7 protein-coding genes are annotated in these 18,122 nt (G+C 49.1%); all 7 read right to left on the reverse strand.

Annotation, left to right across the window (positions count from 1 at the left end; genetic code table 11):
- Positions 1-135 precede the first annotated feature (135 nt).
- The 7 genes from DWZ67_RS07300 to DWZ67_RS07330 are packed head-to-tail and all read right to left on the reverse strand — an operon-like array spanning position 136 to position 18,122.
- A complete protein-coding gene (locus DWZ67_RS07300; RefSeq protein WP_240058016.1) occupies positions 136-2,976 on the reverse strand; it encodes a family 43 glycosylhydrolase in 2,841 nt (946 codons plus the stop codon).
- 49 nt (positions 2,977-3,025) lie between these two features.
- Complete coding sequence (locus DWZ67_RS07305; protein WP_120138460.1) at positions 3,026-5,416, reverse strand: TIM-barrel domain-containing protein; 2,391 nt, start codon at positions 5,414-5,416, stop codon at positions 3,026-3,028.
- Positions 5,417-5,430: 14 nt separating this feature from the next.
- Positions 5,431-7,047 carry an alpha-L-fucosidase gene (locus tag DWZ67_RS07310; protein ID WP_009037731.1) on the reverse strand — a complete coding sequence of 539 codons (1,617 nt, stop codon included), beginning with the start codon at positions 7,045-7,047 and terminating at the stop codon, positions 5,431-5,433.
- A gap of 57 nt (positions 7,048-7,104) precedes the next feature.
- Entirely contained in the window at positions 7,105-10,212 is a 3,108-nt protein-coding gene (locus DWZ67_RS07315; protein WP_057086968.1) for a glycoside hydrolase family 2 TIM barrel-domain containing protein, read from the reverse strand.
- 22 nt (positions 10,213-10,234) lie between these two features.
- On the reverse strand, positions 10,235-12,295 hold the full coding sequence (locus DWZ67_RS07320) for a beta-galactosidase (protein ID WP_057281388.1): 2,061 nt from the start codon (positions 12,293-12,295) through the stop codon (positions 10,235-10,237).
- A 26-nt stretch (positions 12,296-12,321) separates the two neighbouring features.
- Positions 12,322-16,053 carry a glycoside hydrolase family 2 TIM barrel-domain containing protein gene (locus DWZ67_RS07325; RefSeq protein WP_243635140.1) on the reverse strand — a complete coding sequence of 1,244 codons (3,732 nt, stop codon included), beginning with the start codon at positions 16,051-16,053 and terminating at the stop codon, positions 12,322-12,324.
- Positions 16,050-18,122: a glycoside hydrolase family 97 protein gene (locus DWZ67_RS07330; protein ID WP_005834638.1), complete on the reverse strand. Its 2,073-nt coding sequence runs from the start codon at positions 18,120-18,122 to the stop codon at positions 16,050-16,052. Before DWZ67_RS07330 ends, DWZ67_RS07325 begins: the two co-directional genes overlap by 4 nt.

An 18,122-nucleotide genomic window follows, 5' to 3' on the forward strand; every position in this document is an offset into this window, starting at 1 on the left:
ATGGCAAAACTTTGCCAATATGGTGGCAAAACGCTGGCAAAGTAACTTGCTAGCTTGTTGTGTGTTGGCTCGAATTGTGCAGCGATATCATCACAAGGGTGAAGAGATACTGGGCAGATTCTGCCGACGGATTCATTATTTTGTGAATTTCCATTCGTCAAATAAGAACTTTCCGTTCCCGAATACGAAGTAAATGTCGTGTTTGCCTTTTATCTGTTTGTCCAACGGCTTTGTCAATGTTTGCCACGTATCGGTATCAAAGGTCAAGGTGGATAGGAGCGGACCGTCTGGACTGTCCATGTGTATTTCGATGGAGCCTTTCCCTTTTATCTTCATCTGTATGGCTTGAGGTGATTGCGGGAATTCCGCACCGCGGACACAGATGGCCTGTCCGCTCTTGTTTCCTACGGCAGACATGTTGCCTGTCTGTCCGGTCGGTTCAAAGGCAACGCCGCGTGTGGCGGCTGTGGTCTCGGCCTGTTGCTGCGCAAACGGGTCGAGAGGCTTGATTTGTGAAACGCCCTTGGCTGTGGCTGTGCCCATGTGGATAGTGAGGTCCTTTTCGTCCACCTCTATTTCTTCCACGCAGATACTGCGGACGCCCACTTTGAGGTCGCGGCTGTCCTGCAAGCCCAGTGAGTGGTAGAAGAGATAGTACTTCCCTTGAAATTTTACCAGATGTGTATGGTTGTTGCTGTCGGACATGCCATAGTCGCCGGGATTTTTGAAGTAGTTGTCCCGATAGGTCCAGCTGTCTGTCTCAAGTGGCGTGCGACTCGTCATGTAGCTCATGCAGCACCGGCTCGGCTTGTCTATATCCTTGTGGGGCCATGCATCCCGGTTCTTCCAGTTGGTGTTGTAGGTGTAAATCCAAGTGCCGTTCAGATAGTTCAGTTCGTTTGCTTCAAAGTGGTATGGCGCTTTTATTTCAACTATTTCGCTGTCCAGCGTCTTCATGTCATTTGCCAGCCGCACGATGCGTGCGTCTCCGGGAATGTAGTCGTCGCTGTCGCCCCCGCCAAAGGAGAGCCAGCCGATGCCCTTGTCGTCGATGACTACTCCCGGATCGAAGGGAGCTTTACACTTGCCGAGTCCTGGAGTATTGCCGTCTACCACACATTTGCCCAATGGGTCTGTCCAGGGCCCCACGGGGGAAGTGGCGGTCAGCATACCTACACCGGAACCGCTGTTGGAGTAGTACAGATAGAAGTGGGTTTTGCCGTCGGCCTCCTTGCGCGAAGCGATGGAAGGTGCCCACGAAGCCATTCCCCAGGGAGCCAGAGCCTTTACATTGATTACTCCGTGATAAGTCCAGTTCACCATGTCGTCAGAAGAGACCATCGTCAGCGAATGGATGTGCTGATAGGTGTTTTTCCCGTTACGGCCCACTACATCATATTGCTGGTGGTCGTTAGTACCGTACACATAAATGCGGCCGTCGTGCACCACTGCTGTGGGGTCGGCCATGTATTGGAAGTCGAGAAGGGGATTGGCATTGCCGGTAGAGAACTTGGGCGAGAATTCAAAAGATTCTTCCAAAGCGCTGTCTGTAGAAACCGGAATGTTTTCAGAAGAGGCAATGCTGTCTGCCCGGAAGGGGGCTAAGGGGATGCCTTCCGTTGAAAAAAGGTTGCCTTGAGCAGCGTCACTGAAGCAGTAGCGAATGGAAACCGGGCTTTCGATTCCTTTTACCGGGACAATCAGCTTTCCCCCGTCTATCCTGGCCCGGGCCTCTTGCCATTCCTGGCCGGCTGCGGCCATCATCAGCCCCTCTATCCTTTTCCCGTGTACGGCCAGTCCGTTCTTTATGTCTTTGAAAGAGATTGTCACATGGTTGCCTTTGCGGTAGGCGCTTTCAAAGACCGGGCTTTTATAGGGGCCTGCATATATATGGTATGTATCGTCCAGTGCAAGATTGGCGAGACGTTTGCCTACGCTTCTTTTGTCACGTGGATGGATGTCCTGCACATTGTCCACCAAATCTGACACGGTAATCATCTTGACCTTGTCCAGCATTTCGGGCAACATGGCCTGCTGCTCGCGTAGCAGTGCCGGTCCGTTGTCTTTGGAGTGGTATTGGAAGGGGGCTATCTGGACCAGATAGAATGGGAATTCCTTGTTAAATCCGGTACGCCACGAGCCTATCAGCCGCTGCATCACCCGGGCGTAGGAGCTGGCACGGCCTTGGTTGGCTTCTCCCTGATACCAGATGCATCCGGCAATGCCGTAGGGCATCACGGGATAAATCATGCTGTTGTACAACGTGCCTGTTTCAGCCGGAAACCAAGGATTGGATTCATACGGATAGTCGCACAAGACCGGGTCGCTCATTACGCATTCGCGGGGCGTCCATGTCTCGGCGGTGGTTCCGCCCCATGCGGCTACGATGATTCCTACCGGCACGTCCAGCTCTTCCTGGATGTTGCGGCCGAAGAAGTAGGCCAGGGCACTCGTGCTGCGCATCGTTTCGGGCGTGCACTGTGTCCATTGCGAGAAACAGTTTTCTTGAGGGAACGGGGCGGCTATTCTGGCCACGTGAAAAATTCGGAGATTGGGACAATGGGCATTTGCCGTTTCCTCGTCTCCGTTCTTTATGCCGTGGTTGGCGCTCCATTCCATATTGGATTGTCCGCTGCACAGCCAAACTTCGCCTAGCATGACATCGGTCAAGGTTACTTCTGACGAGCCGCTGAAACGAATCTCATAAGGTCCGCCGGCTTCGCCGGAAGGTACACGGGCTGACCATTTCCCCGTATTATTGACTTGGGTTTTGATTATTTCTCCTTTCATCCATTCGGGGGCGATGGAAATTGTTTCTCCCGGAATACCCCATCCCCAGAAAGTAAGTTCTGAGTTACGTTGTAGCACCATATGGTTGGAAAATATGGCAGGGAGTTGTATCGCTGCTTGCAATTTCAGGATGCCGAGCAGCATAAATAAACTTAAAAGGGTAAGATAATGATGATATTTTTTCATACGAGTATTTATTTCCATAATGCAAATTAATAGCTGTTTTTAGAAACCATTACATTTTAACCGTTACTTTTTTCCCATTATAAGCCACTGCCTTTTTTGCGCCATCAGCAGTTACTATGTTGAATTTCCGTTCTTTCAACATACCGGAAAACTCTCCTTTCCGATTTTCAATAGTGAGCATGCGAGTACGGTCATTCCATTTCATCGTAATGGTGCTGTACATTCCTTTTTCATAATTGTAGTTGTCATTCTCGTCTTCGTAAAGTGTGAATTCGCCGTTACAACCGGGATACACTTTTATCTCCAAGTTGTCCCATGATTTTTCGGTGCTATACTGCACTTCGGGACCTATTGGCAGGATGGAACCTGCTTTCACATAAAGTGGTAAAATGTCAATAGGGGTATCTTTCACGATATATTGTCCGCCGGAGTGTTTCTGATTGGTCCAAAAATCATACCATTCCGTATTTTTAGGCAGATATATTCGCATAGACTTAACGGTACTGAAATCTTCTACACGGATGGTGTCCGAAACTGTTTGGGTATACATGGGTTGGGTTACAGGGCATACCAATAGGGATTTGCCAAACATATACTGATTGTGGATGTTCCACACGTTGCGATCGTGGGCAAAATCCATTGCCAAGGCACGCATGAAGCTGGACTGATTGGCAGTTACCTCCCAGGCAGTTGTGTAGATGTATGGTAACAAACTGTAGCGTAACCGAATGTATTTCTCAATCGCATCGTATATTGGCTCGCCTTTTTTGCCGAATTGATAGATTTCTCTGGGAGCACCTTCCCCATGTGATCGCATCATGGGACAGAATGTACCGAACTGTATCCAACGGGCATAAAGCTCGCGATAATCCGGGTCATCCAGCATCAAGGGATATTGCCATAGGAAGAATCCGCCGATATCGCTGTTCCAATGGGGAATGCCGCATAGTGAGAAGTTTAATCCCGCAGGTATTTGCTTCTCCAAAACTTCCCATGATGCTGTGATATCTCCTGTCCATGTATTGGCACCATAACGTTGCTGGCCGGCAAAGGCTGAGCGGGTAAGGATAAATACGCGTTTATCCGAAGTTACGGCACGCTGGTGGTCGTACACTCCACCTACACTCATTAAAGGGTAGGCATTGCGTACTTTACGGAATGACCCCAAATAGGTGGGCGTGTCAAAATCTTCAGGAATGGGGTGAAAATGGTCGGGTTCGGTAGAGTCCATCCACCAGCCGTCTATACCCACAGAACGTAGGTTCTCGTTCAGGTACTTCCAATAGATGTCGCGTGCTTGCGGATGGTAGGCATCGTACACGCGGGCACCGGATGGATAGTCCATATTGGGAGGCCACTTCTCGGAACCGGATTCGGGCCATGTGCGGAAGTTGAAGAGCATGTTCCCTTTATCCAACTCGTGATAGGGTTTGGTATGTGGTCCGAAAGCTGACCAAATGGAGATGATAATGTGGGCATTCATTCCGTGTATGTCTTCCATCATTTTTTTTGGGTCGGAGAATTCTTCGTTCAAAAAATCCATTGCGTTCCACAGGTAGTTGCTTCCCCAGTATCTCCAATCCTGGATAATTCCATCGAGGGGCACACCCAGTTCGCGGTATTTTTGCACTACGCCAACAATCTCTTTTTGGCTTTTGTAGCGTTCACGGCTTTGCCAGAATCCATATGTCCATAATGGAAACATGGGCACTTGTCCTGTGAGGTAGCGCATCTGGGCAACTACTCCATCGGCATTTTCGCCGTACATGAAATAGTAGTCAATGCAGTCGCCGACTTCAGAAAGGAAGGATGTCTCTTCTTGATTGTCTTTGAAGATGGTTGGCGAATAGTTGTCCCAAAAGAGACCGTAGCCTTTGACGGACTGGAAGAAGGGAATCACATCCTCAAGATTGTCTTGGATAAGGCGTTTGGTCTGGTTACGTTGCGACATTTTGCCGTTTTGCAATTGTCCCAATCCATAAATAGCTTCGTCTTTCTCTAAGGTGAACGATTGATAAACGCTGAAGGTTTTTGTGCCGGCATCGTTGAAATCATCAAAACGTGCGCCTTTATTTTGTTCCTGCAACAGCGATTTTCCATCGGAAGAGGCAAAAGTTATTTGTCCGGTCTCTTCGTTGAGATGGACTGTAAGCTGATGGCTTTTGATAGTCAATATGCCCCCTTTCGAAGAGACGGATAGTTTTACTTTTTCCGGTTGCCCGATGACCGACAAGCTTTCTTTGGTATACTTCCAGCCGTCAGGCGATTTTAAGATTCTCACTGTGACAGGAGAGAAGAAGCTAATATCTATATTTATACCTTGCACAGTGCTTTTTATGCCTTGTGAGGTGCGTTGGTAGGTTTGTGCTCTGCCTTGTTCTGCTATGAAAGATGTCAGCATCAGCAGGACAAATAGTCTTAAAAAAAATCCCTTTTTCATACAATATCAGCAGTTTAACGGTTAGTGATTTTCAGTACCAAAGAAATAGGATTGGGTGTCTTGTCTTTGGGAAGGTCAATAAGCAAGCCTTTGGAAGTTCTTCTGAACTTTGCCTTTCCACCTCCTAATAATTCTACCTTTTCGATTTCTCCTTTGCAGTAGGGACTGCCGGTAGCCAGTGATTTTATCTGTATTTTTCCGTCTGAGGGCCATTTCATGATATGGGCATACAAGTATTTCCCTTTTTTCACAAACCGGATGTCGGCAGAAGTGTAGGGTGCGTTCTTGCCTTCGTTGAATCCTGCTCCGTCCAAAGGTATTGCTGTTTCTGTGGAGGGACCTTCACCATAAATACACCAGGGACGTGTGTCGAATATTCCTTCTCCGTTCACCTCCATCCAGGCGGCTATGTCTTCCAGAATTTTTTCTTCCTTGTCGTCGATGGTGCCGTTTCCTTTCATTGGTACGCTTAGTAATAGGTTGCCATTTTTACTGACGATGTCAATGAGCATGTGGATGACGGTCTCGGCTGATTTATACCAGTTGTCTTCGTAAGCAGAGCGGTTATAGTGCCAAGTACCGAGGCAACTACAGGTTTGCCACGCCTTGTCCTGGCATTCCGATGGAACCCCTTTTTCTACATCCCATACGATGGCCTCTTTATGTTTAGCTTCCAGCTTCTTTCCGAAGACTACGGCATTGAGATTGCCCTTGTGAAGCTTCATGTTTTGGTTATAGTAGTGCGACACGACTTTCAGCCCCGTATCGTTGATGGGCCAGAAGGGGAGTACGCTGTCGTCGAAATAGACCAGGTCGGGATGATACTTGTTTATCATGTCCACTGTGCGGTCGAAGAAGTTGTCGTAGTAGCTCTGTGGGGGGACAGAGGTTCCTTCGGGCCAGTCCCATGCAGCCCAAGCATGTCCGCTCAGGGCATGATTCTGTACGTATAGCTCTTGCGGGTCGTAGCCTTCCCACCATTTTCCCTTGCCGTCTTCCTTAGTCACTACGCGGGCATCGTAGGAGATTCCTGCGTATGGGCCTTTCTTGTCGGCTCCTTGTGCAGTTTCATACCATGTCCAAGCATGGGAGGAGTGGATGCTGACACCGAAGGGAAGTTTGTTTTTGCGGGCCGCTTTCTCCCATTCGCCCAGTACGTTTCGCTTGGGGCCCATGTTGACGGAGTTCCATGATTGGTATTTACTGTCCCACAAGTCCATGTTGTCGTGATGGTTGCCCATAGCAAAGAAATATCGGGCACCGGTTTTCTTGAAAAGGGCTACCAGCCTCTCCGGATTCCATTTTTCGGCTTTCCATTCGTTGATTACATCCTTGAAGCCGAATTCCGAAGGATGTCCGTAATGCTCCAAGTGCCACTTGTAGGCAGCACCGCCCTCTTCGTACATGCCACGACCGTACCAGTCGCCGGCTTCGGGTTGGCATTGCGGACCCCAGTGTGCCCATATGCCGAATTTGGCGTTGCGGAACCATTCGGGCACTTCGTATTGGGACAATGACTCCCAGGTAGGTGAGAACTTGCCCGGTTCTGCTTTCTCTTGTTGTGCCAATGCACTGCCCCCTTGCAGGATGCAGGCGGATAGGAGAATTGTTTTAAAGATGTTTCTTTTCATACCTTTATTGTTGTTTACAAAATGTTTATTCCCTTTTTGAATGCATTGATGAACGGATTATTCTGTTTTGTCCATATACTCCATGATAAACCCATACCGGTAAGAGCGATTGCCGTCAATGGTGTATGGCTTCATGGTCTGTGCGCCCCATCCGTCGTTTCCACCTACTCCGTGTATGTTGGAGTCGATATTCAGGTTGATGAAGTCGCGTTCGGGCAGTTCGTGCGCATGCTCTTTCCCTTCCAGGTCTTCTTCCCCGTAGGGCCATATACGGAAACATAGGGGTTGCAAGCCTTTGACTTGTATTTTCCATCGCTCACTGTCTCCCAGCATGAACCAGCGTGTATCGCACCGGTTGGCATTGTCTTGCGGTACGATGTAGTTCGTGATAAATTCGTGTATGCCACACTCGTAGACTCCCAGGAAAGCGGCGCTCTTGCGGTCGGGATAGTTCTCGAACTTGCCGCGTCCGTACCAGGCTATCCGGTTCAGCGCCGAGGGCATTCTCATGCGCATACCGAATTTGGGCATCAGCGGAATATCTTCCTTTTCAGGCTGATAGGTTGCTTCTACTTGTATGCGGCCTTTGCCGTCCACAGTGTAGCGGAGATGGTAACCGGCTCCTATCCGGGGGAGGGAGAGACTGGCATCCACTATCACCATACCATCGTTTACGGTTGCTTGGTATGCCTTTACGATACGTTTTTGCTCTGCATTTTTCCAAGCGCTCAAACGTTCATTGTAGCCGTTGCGGACCTGAATGTCATTTGCCGGTTTCCAAAAATAGGGTTCCAAGGCACTGTGCAACAACTCTTCTCCCTTGACTCGCCAACTCACCAAAGCACCGGTACCTTTTTCTATGGTGAACAAGGCATCGGCGGCTATAATTTCCACCGCTTCGGGTGTCTCCTTAAACGTGGCCTTCCCGCCGTCATCCTTCAATTGTGGGAATTCATAGTCATGATACGTAAGTTGTTCCTTGGCAACTTTGAAGCCCTTCTCTGCCCACGTCGTGGATTCCTTCAACGTGGCATATACATTGAGGCAAAGTTCCCCACACTTATCCGGTCTTGAAGGTACCTCCAGCAGATTCCCTTCGGACAAGTGGAGGTCGCCGTTGCGTACAGCCTTTCCGTTGCATATCCACTCATAGCTGTAATCGAATTCATCCAAATCGGAAAACGCATACCCGTTGGTCAATTTGATTTGCTGTGTTCCCTTCTTTTCAAACTTGATGTATTGATATACTTTTTGTACTTCATAGTAATGGGGGTGAGGCACCCGGTCGGGAGATACCAGCCCGTTAATGCCGGTGGGACCGTCGTTGGGATAGTCCCCGAAATCTCCTCCATACGCCCAGAATTCATCGGGCAGTAATGGGAGTGACGAGGGGCTCTCGCCGAAACTTAACGGTGCACCGTTAAGCTTTTTAGGAATGCCTTGGTCTACCCAGCACCAAATGGCAGCTCCGATAATACTTTCGTCCTTTTCAATCACATCCCAATACTCCTTGAGGTTGCCGATGGAATTTCCCATGGCGTAGGCATACTCTCTCATGAATACGGGGCGGTCGGTTATTTTCTCGCCAAGTTCCTTCAAAGCGTTGGGATGCAGATAAGCTTCGTCATAGACATCGGATACGGTGCGGTCTGTATCGTCGTATATCGGTCTGGTGGGGTCTAAGGCACGGATTGTGTCTGCCATAGCTCGCAAATTGGCACCGCTTCCACCCTCGTTGCCCAATGACCAGAATAGGATGCACGGATGGTTCTTGTCCCTTTCCACCACGGCTACTGCCCGGTCCACATGGGCCAGTGTCCATTGAGGGTTGTCTCCTAATACTTTGTTCCCCAAACCGTAGGCATGACTTTCGTGGTTCGCTTCGTCCATTACGTAGATTCCATACTTGTCACATAGCTCGTACAGCAATGGCAGATGTGGATAGTGGGACGTGCGTATCATGTTGATGTTGGCTTGTTTAATCAGCCGGATATCTCTCTCCATCGTCCGGCTGTCGACAAAGAATCCCATACGGGGATGGAAGTCGTGACGGTTCACTCCTTTCAGCTTGACGGCTTTCCCGTTGACTTTGAAGACGTCTCCCGCGATTTCTATTTTCCGTATGCCCCAATGGTATTCGAATGATTCCAAAAGTTCATTCTTCCTGCGAAGCTTGATGTGGATGTCATATAGATGCGGTTTCTCGGCAGACCATAGTTGAGGCTCCCGGAGCATTTCGGACAGCGTGACGCTCGTTTCAGAAAAGGCCTGAATAGTACCTACGGGAGTCACCATTTTTTTGTCGAGTTTATTTCCTCTGTTGTCTTTCCCCACCAGGTTTATTTCTACGGTCAGGTCTTTTACTTTGCGGTCGGTCTGATTTCTTATCCAAATTTCGGTTCCGAATGTAGCTGAACGCATGTCGTCCGACAAGTCGCTGCTGAACCTATAGTCCCGGATATTTGTCCGGGGGCGTATCCATAGCTCTACCGGTCTGAGTATTCCACTAAGCCGCCACATGTCCTGGTCTTCCAGATAACTGCCGTCCGACCACCGATACACTTCCACTGCCAGACGATTGGTTCCATTCTTCACAAATCCGGTTATGTCAAACTCGGCAGGTGACATCGAATTCTGGCTGTAGCCTACCTGCTGTCCGTTTACCCAGACATACATGGCCGATTTTACTCCTTCAAAGTGAAGGTATAGGCACTTGTCTTTCATATCGGGCGTCACCTCGAACGTGGTGACATAAGAGCCTGTCGGATTTCTGTGCCCGTAACTGTAATATTCGGCGGGAGGTTCGCTTGTTACTCTGGGTGCATCCTTCTGGAAAGGATAGTTTACGTTGGAATAGATAGGTTTGCCATAACCTTGCAATTGCCATGCTCCCGGCACTGTGATGGTATCCCATGTGTCGGTATTGAAATCATTCTTGTAGAAGTCGGCCGGGCGCTTTCCCGGGTCGGCAGACCATTGGAATCGCCACTTGCCGTTCAGGGATATGATTTCTTTGCAATCGGCTTTTTGCGAAGGCAATGTCAGTGTGGCATGATACGGCTCTTTGTTGATGCCGACTACAATAGGATTCTCCCAGTCCGGAACTTCTTGGGCGCCGGCATATAGGGCACTTAGCAATAGAAAGGCAAATATCTTTTTTCTCATTTTTTCTCATGTTTTCTGATGGTCAATAAACTTCCATGATGAGAATTCCCCAGGGGGGCAATGTTACATGGTCTCCTTCTTTTACAGTCTTGCCGGAAATCAGCTCTTTGGACGTCGGATAGTTATGAGTGATTTCTTTGCTCTCGCTGCTGTAATTGAAGAAGTAACGGATGGCTTTTCCGGCTTTGTTTATTCCCGAACGCTGTATGATGGGGAACACGTCGCTCTCTGAAGAGATGATACCGGCATGGATGGCTGCCTTTCGCACGATGGCATTCAGCAATTCCTGCGAAGGGTAGGCTCCTATGTAGGTCAGTTTGCCTTTGCCATACTTGTTTTCGGTGACAACGGGCCATTTGCCGAAGAATGGATGCTCTGCATAAGCCAACGGGGTGGCTGTCTCGGGAATCAGGAATTCATACCAGTCGCTTATCTGGTTCTTTCCCTCTAATTGAAAGGGGTTATCCTTTAATGATAAGTCACCGATAGTGGAGAATTCTTGGTAATGGAAGCCGCAGGCTTTGCGTAGCGGCCCGGGAGCCAAGGTGGCCCGAACTGCGGAGTGCTCATTGCAGTAACCGCTTTTGTGCATCATTACCACGTGTCCGCCGGACTGTACGAATTCATCAATGGCTAATAGTAATTGGTCGGTAGCCACATACAAAGGGGGAATGACAAGCATGTCATATCCGCTGAAATCGGTTGTCTTGTCACAAGGGATGATGTCCGTTTCTATGTTTTGGAAATAGAGGGCTTTATGCACCATATCAATGGGATAATTGCTCTTGTAAGTGTAGGGCATGAAGCCGAGAGCATGATAAGAATCATGACTGTAGAGGATAGCTGCTCGGTTTTTCTTTTTCAAGTTCACGATGTGGCTGCCTATTCTTTCCAACTCTTTGGCGGTGGTGGTGAATTCCTTGTATATGCGGTTGGGTTGGATGTCATGGCCCAGCACGCCGCGCCAGTATGTCTCCTGCCCATAGTGCAGGGTAGACCAGTGCCAGTATTCCACCATATTGGCTCCGGAAGCATAATGTGCGTACACATTCTGCCGCAACTGGTTGTCGTATGGAGGAAACTGGGTGCGGGCATCCCAGCCGATGCCTTGTGCGTTGGTTTCCATGACGATGTAATTGTTGTCGGCTACGGTGCGCACGAAGTCACCGGCATAAGCGATGCGCTGGCCGTCTTGTTTATCCTGTACATCGTGATAGACATTGATGGCAGGATATTGCATTTGCCTGAAACTTTCCACTTGGTCTATATTATGGAAGTCGGGCATAAAGCAGTGAGTAACAAATTGGTCTTTACGCTTGTATTCATTTACAAGGTCGCACTGCCAATTCAGGAAATCGGCCACTTCCTTCCGGTTATAGCGCTCCCATTCATTCTTGTACGAAGGGCTTGTCACTCCATCGCGCGGATAGAACTCTTCCCAGGTGTTGATGTTCATTCCCCAGTAGTTCATTCCCCATTCCTTGGCAAGCAGGTTCAGGTCATTGTTGAATTTCTGTTTGATGTAGTTCCTGAATCCGAAGAAATAGTCTCTGTTGTTTACTCCGCGCGCTTCTGTTTCGTTGTCCACTTGATACCCGATGACTGCCGGATGCTGTGCATATCTTTCCAGCATCTTGCGGATAATCCGTTCGCAATAGAATTGGTAGGTCGGGTTTGTAAAATCCATGTTCTGTCTGATTCCATAATAGGCTTTGTTCCCTTTAGCGTGTTCTGCCAGCACTTCCGGGTGTTTGTATGCCAGCCATGCAGGAATGGAATAGGTGGGAGTTCCCAAGATGACTTTGATTCCTGCTGCATGCATCTTGTCCAGAATGCGGTCCATCCATTCAAATTCAAAGGTTCCGTCTTGCGGCTCAAATACTCCCCAGGCAGATTCTCCAACGCGCACTACTGTCAGGCCGGCTCTTTTCATCAGCCGGATATCTTCATCCAGTCGCTCATAGGGCATATACTCATGATAATAGGCTGCGCCATAAAGCACGTTGTCGAATGAATACTGCGCTTTTATTTGTAGAGCGCTTAAAAACAACACTAATAGAATAAAGTAATTTTTGTTTTTCATAATCTTACCAGTCCGATACAATGTTTTTATTTCATCATAGGTTTTATGCTGATGGTTCTCCGATATTCCTGCGGCATCGCTTTGTAAGCACCGAATACACCGCGGGCTGTACAACCGACCCCGGTAGTGGCATAATCGAGATTCAGGGTCATGCCTTTCTGCTTCTGCAATTGGTAGGTATACATCGCTTTCGTCAGGTTATCCGTGCTGTACGGATAAATGTTGAAGTTAAACCATTCGTTCATCTTGAATTGAAGGCCGATGCCTTTGTCCGTAGTCAGTTGCAACCAGCGTACATCTGTCCGCAATCCGTAATCTTGTGGCATTAGATAGGGCTCGTACATAGCTTGTACGGTAGAGGCATATATCCCCGTCGGATAGCCGGTTTTCCGGTCCGGATAGTTCTCTTGCGGTCCTCGGCCGTACCATTTCACTTGGTCGAGCGCATCGCTTACGGTCAGCGTAAGTCCTATACGAGGAAACCAAAGCGGCATTTTCCCTTCAGGCTTCAATACATGGCGTATCTCTATCGTCCCTTCACTATTGATAATATACTCATAGTGGTTGATGATGCCGTTGTTCTGTACTCCTTCGATGTAGAGGTCTTTTTTCTCTTTTTCTCCTTTGCCCATCAATTCCGCATCAATGATGTGTATATGTACGCCTTCGGTGGTTTCGGACACCGAAAAAGAGAGGGGCTGATGTGTCAGGCGGTCAATCCCTGCAGAATACATTTCTGTGGCTACCGTGTATCCGTAACCTTCTTTCCAGTTGGAGGAGCGGGCACTGGAAGCATTCCAGTTGTCCAGCTCATTGGCCAGCGGGGCACGCCAAAGATTCAGCCGGAGCGGTGACTCCAGCAGTTCCATATCTTGAACAACCATCGACGTCAGTTGTCCGTCAGTACGGTTGAAAACATATTTGAAGCCCTCTCCGGAGACAATCAATTCTTTCTCCGAAAGTGAATAGGAAGGTATGCCTTGAACCTTTTCTTCCGAAGAGCATGGCAGGCTCCAAGGCAGTTCAAGTTCTTCCCATGCCACCTCATGTCCGGCTTTTGCCCACAATTCATCTTTTTTCAGGACGGCATGAAGCATCAGGCGGTATTCTTTGCCGGGAATCAGGGCAGGCTTCTTATAAGGTATGTGCACCAGTTCACGACTAAGCGGTGCTGTTGAGAGTGCCAAGTCGCCCGATTGAATAACCTTGTCATCTTCTTTCAATTCCCATCGTATGGCATATCGGGAAGCATTCGTATAGTGATTGCGATTCCATAACTCAACGACTCCCTCTGTCACATCCGACATGGAAAAAGAAAGAGGCTGTCCGGTTTTCTTCATTTGCCACATTTCGGGCTGTACGCTACGGTCGGGCCAGATGCTGCCGTACGTACGTGCACCAATGCCGTAACTGTAGAATGTACCATTTTCCGTCTCTTGCTCAAAGTTCAGCCAAAGGGCGGCTTCTTCCGGGTGAAAAGAAGAAGTCAGTGCCTTGGCGAAAATGCCGACTTCGTCCATTTGGGCATCGCAGATGTAGACCGAAGTCTCTTGGCCGTGTGTTTCTGCGTTCCGACCGATGTTGACGGGGTAGGGTAAGTTCCGGATATTGCCCGATGCTTGTGTGGAGGCCTTTTCTGCTCCGTCTATATAGATGGACATTTTCTGTCCGTCGTAGACACACGTCACTTGATGCCAGTTGTATTCCCAGTCAGTAGGCAAGGAGGCGCATACGGAATGCTTTTTATCAGTATAGATATAAAATTCCAGTTTGTCTTTACCGCGTTGTTGCAGCCCGAACTGATAATTGCCTTTTGTGATGAATGAGCCGCAACTGCTTACCAGTTTCCGGGGGTAGATTCTGCAAGTGAGTGTCAGTTCATTATTGTTCATCTCTACATTGTCTGCACGATAGACCTCTACCCATTGGTCGTGACCGTTCAAGTCCAGCACCGTGTTCTTTCCTTCCTTCACCAAGCGGGCATTTCCCATCAGATGGGCGGGAGTATGGAAGGGCGAAAGGTCGTCCACTTGCCTTATCCGTTCGGTCAGTCCCGGACTGACAAAATCCCAGATGGCCCCTCCCATCAGGCGGGGGTGCCGGTAGATGGCTTCCCAATAATCGTCCAGGGCACCGCCGGCATTGCCTGCAACCGATAAGTATTCATCCATAAACGATGGTCGGGAATCCTCTCCCATTCCTATGCCTACTTGCATTTCCAGTTCCATAGGAGTAGGGTAACGGGGTCCGATAATATCTTCTGCCGGATGGGAGAATGCATTTCCGCCATACATCCAGAAGCGGGTGGGGTCTAGTGATTTCCCTTCTTCAATGGTGTGGGTAATGTTGATACCTTCACCGCTTTCGTTTCCTGCGCTCCAGAACAAGACGCAGGGATGGTTTCTGTCCCGTAACACCATTCTGCGGCATCGCTCGCGATACATCTCTTCGTATTCCGGGAGGTTTGAAATCCATTCCGAGGCATGGGCTTCGTCGCCCACCTCGTCTATGATATAAAGCCCGTATTCATTGGCCAGTTCCAAATACTTATTCACCGGAGGATAGTGGGAGGTGCGTACGGCATTGAAATTAAACTGTTTCAGCAATTCAAAATCCTTGCGTATGGTGGCTTCGTCCATGATATGTCCCTCTTCGGGATGCTGCATGTGCGAATTTTGTGCATTGACTTTCAGTGGGATACCGTTAAGATAAAAAACACCGTCTTTGATTTCTGTCTTTTTGAATCCGATGACCGTTTCTATCTTGTCTTTCAGCAGACCGGTCGGATTGGATAATTCCAGACCGAGCGTATAAAGCTCGGGTGTCTCGGCTGTCCATTTCTGGGGTTCTTGTACTAAGGTATGCAACTGTATTGTCTTTTCCGCAGCGTCCATTTCAAATGGAGTTGCGGAAAAGTTACAGATAATCTTGCCGTTTTTATCCTTTAAGTAAGCTTTCAATCCATAATTCTCGCTTGGCTTCTTTTGGTAGTCCTTGATTTTTACCTGAATACTTAACTGCGAATCGGTATACGTATTATCAAACTCTGTGATTACTTGCCAGTCGAATATCCTGACAGCAGGTGTGGCGTACAACCATACGTCGTCAAAGATTCCGGCCAGTCGCCAATAATCTTGTCCTTCCAGGTAATAGCCGTCCGAATACTTTAGTACACAGACAGCCAGCGTGTTTTCGCCCGGCTTCAAATAAGGAGTGATGTTGTATTCGGCAGGTTCTTGTGCTCCTTCATTGTAGCCCACTTCATGACCGTTGACCCATACAAAAGAAGCGGATGCCACTTTCTCGAACTTTAAAAATATCTGGTCTTTTGCTGCCCAACTTGCAGGTACCTTGAATGTTCGCCGGTATAGTCCGGTAGGGTTATACTCTTTGGGAGCATGTGGTGGATTCACCCCGAAGGGAGCAGATACATTTCTGAACAGCTTGTCACCATAACCTTGCATTTCCCAGTTTGAGGGAACTTTGATGTCGCCCCATTGCTTATCCGGGAATTCGGGGTTAAAAAAGTGTGCAGGTATCCCTTCCGGTGTATCGCACCAGAAAAACTTCCATGTCCCATTCAGTAGCATGCTCTTTTCGGGCATATGCCAAGCGTGTCCTTCCTCTTGTCCTTTTTCAAATACAGAAGGGTTGTCTATATACCAGAGCATATCCTTAAGGAAGGATTTGTCTTGTGCATAGGATTGCAGGCACAAGGCTACTGAACACAATGGCAGAAACAGTTTTCTCAGATTCATTTTTTTGTAATTCGTGCTGTCCATCCACCGCCGGGTGCCAGTTGTACATTGAGTTTGTCTTTGGCAGTGACGATGCGTACTTCTTTTTTATAGTCGGTAGCTTCACGGTCGGCATTGATGCCGTCGGCAAAGATTTCGGCTTCGTAGTTGCCTTCGCTGAGGAAGGAGAGGTCGATGGTGCAGCTACGCGGAGTCCAGTTGGTCATGCTGCCTACAAACCAAGTGTTTCCTTTGCGGCGTGCTATCGTGATGTATTCGGCTATTTTACCATCAAGAGCAATGGTTTCGTCAAAGGTAGTGGGAACCTTGGCGATGAAGTCGGTGCATTCCTGTTCCTTCATGTATTTGCTGGGACTGTCGGCAAGCATCTGCAAGGGTGCTTCGAAGACGGTGTACATAGCCATCTGGTGTACACGTGTACCTTGACTCATGGGGTGGTCGTTGACGGAGCGGAACAGGGAACGGGTGGCATTTACCATAGCTCCCGGCGTATAGTCCATCGGACCGGCGAGTTGGCGCAGATAGGGGGCGGTAACGTCGTAGCGCGGGAAGTCATGCAAGGGTGCACCGTTCACGATGGGCTCCCACTTGCTGTTTTCCAGTCCTTTCACACCTTCAAAGTTGAGGATGTTGGGATAGGCGCGCTGGATGCCGAAGGGTTTCAGTCCGTGTAGGTCAAGCAACATGTGATGCTTGGCGGCACATGCTGCGAGTTGTTCGGTAGAAGAGATGGCGAGTTGGTCGTCGCGGTCGAAGAAGTCAATTTTGAAACCTTTGATTCCCATTTGTGCGTAGTGGCTGATAACTTGTTCCACGGCAGGGGAGATGTCGCCTCCTCCCGTAAGATTGCGCCAGCTTGCCCAGAGGATGATGCCTATGCCCTTTTGGTTGCCGTATGCCACCAGTTCTTCGAGATTGATTTCGGGACTGATGTCTTCCATTAATGATTCCTTTCCGCTCCAACCTTCGTCGATGATGATATACTCCAGCTGGTTTTCGGCGGCAAAGTCGATGTATTTCTTATAGGTGGGCGTATTCATGCCTGCCTTGAAGTCCACGCCGGTCAGGTTACAAGTATTCCACCAGTCCCATGCCACTTTTCCGGGTTTAATCCAGGATGTGTCAGCGATGCGGCATTCGGGTGCGAGGCGTTGCATCATGTCGTTGTTGGCGAGTTGTGTGTCGTGGGTAACAACAAGCACGGCACGCCAAGGATAGGTCTGTTTCCCTGTGGGACGCCCGTTGGGGCAGAAGTAGGGGGCATTGTTGGGCTTGCTGATAACGTCGGCACGTTTGGTAGGGACGAGGTTCAAGCGGTCATAGCCTCCGATGACTGTTTCCAGTGGATAGGGGGCGAATTCTGCCTTCACTCCGTGGGGCATCTGTGGGTTGGCAGTGAGGAACATGCCGGGATAGTTGGACAATCCGGCTTCCATAATGACGGCTTTCTTTCCGTTCTCCAGTTCTACCATCAGCGGAGTAATGGCAAGCGAGTCTTTGTACATGCGAGAGAGGGGGGCCTCATCGTAGTAGGACTCGAAGGAGTAGCAGTAACGCTCGCCGGCGCGATTGTCGTTAATATAGGGCACGAAAGCGTGGTAATCGCGGTCGAAGTTGAACTCGGCAATCTCGTCCTTCACGCAGAAAGGTTTGCGCAGTTCGGAAACAAAACGATAGGCGGCTCCGTCGTCGTAGGCGCGGAACTGTATGCTATAGCCGTTACGGCATTTCAGCGTGAGTTGGTTATAAGTGTCCTTCACACTCGCCTTTTTGTAGAAAGGAGTGGGGAAGGAAGTGTCGACGGAAGTGCGGGTAGCTTTGGTCACCTTCACATCTTTGCCGAAGGTGAAAGCAATGGGCTTTCCCTCAGATTCAGTGCATTGCATGGCAATGTCTGAAGGCAAAAGAACGGTGGTACCGTCGTGGGCAATCGCCCAGTTGAGGGCTTGTCCGGCTTCGATGTTGACAATTAGTTTTCCGTCCGGTGAATTCAGTTGATATTGCTGTGCTTGTGCCGTCAATGCACAAGAAAGCAATAGGCTGGCGAAACAAGTGCTGATTCTGTTCAT

Source organism: Bacteroides sp. AF34-31BH (assembly GCF_003602795.1).
In the GTDB taxonomy this organism is placed as follows: Bacteria; Bacteroidota; Bacteroidia; order Bacteroidales; family Bacteroidaceae; genus Bacteroides; species Bacteroides uniformis.